Origin of the sequence: Mesorhizobium sp. M7A.F.Ca.AU.002.02.1.1 (assembly GCF_003998535.1) — a bacterium.
Classification (GTDB): domain Bacteria; phylum Pseudomonadota; class Alphaproteobacteria; order Rhizobiales; family Rhizobiaceae; genus Mesorhizobium; species Mesorhizobium ciceri.
Genome location: NZ_RZPB01000501.1, coordinates 1 through 4583 on the forward strand (window position 1 = coordinate 1; position 4583 = coordinate 4583).

The window sequence follows — 4583 nt, forward strand, 5'->3', positions numbered from 1 at the left end:
GAACACAACAGCGACCGCCCCGGCGATAACACCGCAGCTGCGGCAGGATGAAATTTCTTCATCCACAAAAATCTATTTGAGAATCGCCGTTACGGTAAGATGCCTCCTTTGTCGTGACAACGGCATCTTTGTCGGCCGATACGGGGAATGAATAATTACTTCTCCGAAACGCCAGCCTCGGCAAAACTCGCCATGCGGGCATGGCACTCCAGCGCCGAGCGGACGATGTTGACGGCGAGGCAGGCGCCGGAGCCTTCGCCGAGCCGCATGCCGAGGTCGAGCAGCGGCGGCAGGCCGAGCGCTTCGAGCAGGCCGCGATGGCCTGACTCAGCGGAGACATGGGCTGCGATGGTGTGGGCGAGGCCGGTCGGGTGCAGCTTCGACAGCGGGGCTGCGGCGGCGGTGCAGACGAAGCCGTCGAGCAGCACGGGTATGCCGAGATGTCGGGCGGCGAGCGTGGCGCCGAAGATGGCGGCCAGTTCGCGTCCGCCGAGCACGGCAGCGATAGCAAGCGGGTCGGCGAGGGCTGCGGCATGGCGCTTCAGGCCGGCTTCGATGGCGACCACCTTGCGCTTCAAGCCGGCGTCATCGACGCCGGTGCCGCGCCCTGTCCACTTTTCCGCGCCGCCGCCGAACAGGGCTGCTGAAACGGCCGCTGCCGGCGTGGTGTTGCCGATACCCATTTCGCCGAAGCAGATAAGGTCCAGATCCTTCGTCACCGCATCATAGCCGGCCGAGACCGCCGCCAGAAAGGCCGCTTCGTCCATTGCCGGACCTTGGGTGAAGTCGCCGGTCGGATGGTCGAGATCGAGCGGGATGACGTCGAGTTCGGCGCCGGCCATGCGGGCAAGCTGGTTGATGGCGGCACCGCCGCCAGCGAAATTCGCCACCATCTGCACGGTGACTTCCGAGGGATAGGCCGACACACCTTGCGCGGTGACGCCGTGGTTGCCGGCGAAGACGAAAACCTTGACGCGGTCGAGTTTCGGCATGTCGCGGCCCTGCCAGCGCGCCAGCCACGCGGCGATGGTCTCGAGCCGGCCGAGGCTGCCTTGCGGCTTGGTCAGCGTGTCCTGGCGGCGGGCGACCGCATTGGCCGCGGCATCGCTGCCAGCCGGCAGGTCGAGGCAGGCGGCGCGCAATTCACTAAGGGATTTGAAGGGCATGGGGGCAAAGTCTCCGAAAAGGAATCAGGCCGCGAGAATCAGGCCAAAGGGATCAGGAAAGCGCTACGGAAGCGACGAGCAGCACCGCGATCTCGCTTGCCTGCTGCAAGGCGCCGATCGTGTCGCCGGTCTGGCCCTCGATCTGGTTGAAGCAAAGGGCGCGGAATGCGGCAAACAGCAGGCCAAGCAGGATCAGCGCGAAGACGGCGCCGCCCAGCCCGAGCAAGAGAAGCGGGATCGCGCCGAGCAAGGCGCCGGCTATGGCGGTTTCCTGCGAGACGGTGCCGGCGTCGACCGAGAGGCCGTCGACGCGCGCTGGAGGCAAGAGATGCATGAAGGCGCCAAGCAGGCCGCGCGAGGCCGCGTGTGCGGCCAGGAGGGCAAACAGGGCCTGTGTGGGATCGACGAACTCCGACAGCGCGCTCCAGCGGACCAGCAGCGACAGAGCCAGCGCCGCCGCACCATAGGCGCCGATGCGGCTGTCGCGCATGATCTCAAGTTTGCGGCCGCGCGATTTGCCGCCGCCAAAACCGTCGGCGACGTCGGACAGGCCGTCCTCATGCAGGCAGCCGGTGGTGAGCAGGGTTGCCATAAGGGCAAGTGCGGCCGCCGGCCCCATGGCAAGGCCGAACCGTTCCGCCGTGGCAAAAACGATGGCGCCGATCAGGCCGACGACGAGACCGGCGATGGGGGCGGCCCAGATCGCCGCGGCAAGGCTGCGGCCGCGAAAATCGAAGACGGGCAGCGGCAGCCTGGTGAAGAAGACCAGGCAGAGCGCGATGTCGTCGACGGCCTGCCGTGGTGAAAGGGCCAGATTCCCGAATTTCATGCTCTAGCCCCTCGCGATCGCATGGAAGAAGGTGCCGCTGACATGGCCGCGCCGGTAGCCCGAGGCGCCGATCGGATTGCCCTGGCCGTCGGCAAGGTCGGCCAGCGGCTCGTCATTGCCGGTGGCCGTCATCTGCGCATAGTGGAATTCGTGGCCCCGGATCAGCGCGGCCTGTGCACCCAGCGGACAATCGGCACGCAGCCGCGCCTCGCGGTAGCCGAGGTTCATCTTGCGCCTGGCGAAGCTGGTGGCATGGCCGAGCAGGCCGAGCATCGCATGCGTTTCGCCCGACGCGTCCTCCAGGGCTTCGCCGAGCACCATGAAGCCACCGCACTCGCCATGGATGGGCTTCGTCGCGGCGAAACGCGCCATGCCGGCGCGGAAAGTCGCGGCGGCGGCGAGCTTGCCGGCGTGAAGCTCGGGATAGCCGCCCGGCAACCAGCAAACGTCGCAGGTCCCGTCGGGCGCTTCGTCGACGAGCGGCGAGAACGGGACGATTTCCGCACCCGCCTTGCGCCAGTAGGCGGCGACATGCGGATAGAGGAAGGTGAAGGCGGCATCCTCGGCCAGCGCGATGCGTTGGCCGGGCGGCGCCAGCGCGTCGTCGAAACCGCCGGGCGCGGGGGTGAGGGGCGTCGCCAGGGCCATGATCGCATCGAGATCGAGCGACTTTTCCGCCATGTCGGCCAGCCGGTCGAGATGCGCCATCAGGTCGTCATATTCGCCAGCCTGGACAAGGCCGAGATGCCGCTCGGGCAGGTTCAGAGTGGGATCGCGCAGGATGGCGCCGACGACCGGCAGGCCGATCGCCTCGATGGCCTCGCTGCACAGCTTGCGGTGCCGCTCGCTGCCCAGCCGATTGAGCGCGACACCGGCCATGCGCACGTCAGGATCATAGGTGGCAAAACCCTTGGCGACAGCCGCCGCCGTGGTCGACTGGCCGGAGACGTCGAGCACAAGCAGCACCGGCAGGCCATAGAGCCGCGCCAGGTCGGCCGCCGAGCCGGTTCGGCCGGGAGCCGCGGGTATCCCGTCGAACAGGCCCATGGCGCTTTCCAGGATGACGAAATCGGTGTCATCGGCGGCTTGCGCGGCAAGGGCGTTGAGCAGCGATGGCGGCATCGCCCAGCTGTCCAGATTGACACCGGAGAGGCCCGTGGCGGCGGTGTGGAAGCCGGGGTCGATATAGTCGGGGCCGGATTTGGCGCCGCGCACCTTCAGCCCGCGCCGGGTCAGCGCCCGCAGGATGCCGATGGTGACGCTGGTCTTGCCGGAGCCGGAGCGCGGCGCGCCGATGATGATGGCGCGGGCCGTCATGCTTGCCCCGCCAGGGCCGCGCGCATGGCAACGATGCCGCCAACGACGATCAGCGCCGGCGAGGCCAGACCGGCGGCCGCAGCTTCCTCGGCAATGGTGGCGAGCGTGGCGACGACGGTCCGCTCCTGCGGCGTCGTCGCGGCGACGATTACAGCCGCCGGTGTCGACGGCGCCAGCCCGCCATCGAGAAGGGCGGCTGATATCAAGGGCAGATTGGCCATGCCCATATAGACGACGACAGGCTGGCCGGTGCGGGCGATCGCCGCCCAGTCGAGATCGTCATCGGTGCCGGCGGCGTGGCCGGTCGCCAGGATCACCGCCTTGTTGATGCCGCGCATAGTGGCGGGGATGCCGGTCGCGGCCAGCGCACTGAGGCCCGAGGTCAGGCCGGGCAGGACGCGGAACGGGATACTTTCCCGCGCCAGCGCCAGAGCTTCTTCGCCGCCACGGCCGAAAATATAGGGATCGCCGCCCTTCAGCCTGACGACGCGGCGGCCTTCGCGTGCGAGCCGGACCAGCAGGGCGGTGATGTCGTCCTGTTTCATCGACGGTTTGCCGCCGCGCTTGCCGGCAAAGAAAAGCTCGGCATTCTCCGCAACTGCGACAATGTCAGGGGACACCAGTGCGTCGTAGACCAGCGCATCCGCCTCGGCCAGCGCCGCCAGCACTTCCAGGGTCAGGCAGCCGGGGTCGCCGGGGCCGGCGCCGGCCAGCCAGACATGGCCCGGCTCCAGTTGGCGCGGCTTGAAGTTCAGCCGGGACAAGGCTTTTTCGAGCGTGGCGTTTTCGCCGGTGTTTTTGGTGCTGCCGCTCACAATCCGTCCCGTCCGCGAAAACGCCGCTGATAATGGGCGTCGTATAATGAACTCTCGCCAAAACCTCGCGCCGCCAGCGAGCGGCCGACGAAGATGATCGCCGTGCGCTCCATCGGATCGGCGGCGAGCTGTGCCTCGATGGTCGCCAGCGTGCCGGTCAGCACGCGCTCGTCCGGCCAGGAAGCGCGGAAGACGACCGCCACCGGGCAATCGCCGCCATAGTGCGGCGTCAGTTCGGCGACGACGCGATCGATGGCGTGGATGGCCAGATGAATAGCGAGCGTGGCGCCGGTGCGGCCGAAGCCGGCCAGCGTCTCGCCGGGCGGCATTTTTGAGGCGCGCCCGGAAATGCGGGTCAGCACCAGGCTTTGCGCCACTTCGGGAATGGTCAGCTCGCGGCGAAGTGCGGCGGCGGCGGCGGCGAAGGAGGGGACGCCCGGCGTCAGCGTATAAGGG

5 protein-coding genes are annotated in these 4583 nt (G+C 68.1%); all 5 read right to left on the bottom strand.

The window, feature by feature from the left end; all coding sequences use genetic code 11:
* Window positions 1-155: 155 nt before the first annotated feature.
* The gene (gene cobT, locus EN879_RS25140) at window positions 156-1166 is read right to left on the bottom strand and encodes a nicotinate-nucleotide--dimethylbenzimidazole phosphoribosyltransferase (protein ID WP_063168250.1); all 1011 of its coding nucleotides are present in this window, start codon (window positions 1164-1166) and stop codon (window positions 156-158) included.
* A 52-nt stretch (window positions 1167-1218) separates the two neighbouring features.
* Window positions 1219-1995 (bottom strand): adenosylcobinamide-GDP ribazoletransferase, encoded by a 777-nt coding sequence (cobS, locus tag EN879_RS25145; RefSeq protein ID WP_063168249.1) that lies wholly within the window; start codon window positions 1993-1995, stop codon window positions 1219-1221.
* Window positions 1996-1998: 3 nt separating this feature from the next.
* The gene (locus EN879_RS25150; RefSeq protein WP_063168248.1) at window positions 1999-3312 is read right to left on the bottom strand and encodes a cobyrinate a,c-diamide synthase; all 1314 of its coding nucleotides are present in this window, start codon (window positions 3310-3312) and stop codon (window positions 1999-2001) included.
* Window positions 3309-4127: a uroporphyrinogen-III C-methyltransferase gene (gene cobA / locus EN879_RS25155; protein ID WP_063168247.1), complete on the bottom strand. Its 819-nt coding sequence runs from the start codon at window positions 4125-4127 to the stop codon at window positions 3309-3311. The genes EN879_RS25150 and cobA overlap by 4 nt, the downstream gene beginning before the upstream one ends.
* Window positions 4124-4583, bottom strand: a 460-nt coding sequence (locus EN879_RS25160; protein ID WP_245493862.1) for an SAM-dependent methyltransferase, incomplete at its 5' end; no start/stop codon positions are given. The genes EN879_RS25160 and cobA, both read right to left, overlap by 4 nt.

Coding starts and splice junctions, on each gene's coding strand:
- cobT (WP_063168250.1), bottom strand. CDS start 1,166: ATGCCCTTCAAATCCCTTAGTGAATTGCGCGCCGCCTGCCTCGACCTG.
- cobS (WP_063168249.1), bottom strand. CDS start 1,995: ATGAAATTCGGGAATCTGGCCCTTTCACCACGGCAGGCCGTCGACGAC.
- EN879_RS25150 (WP_063168248.1), bottom strand. CDS start 3,312: ATGACGGCCCGCGCCATCATCATCGGCGCGCCGCGCTCCGGCTCCGGC.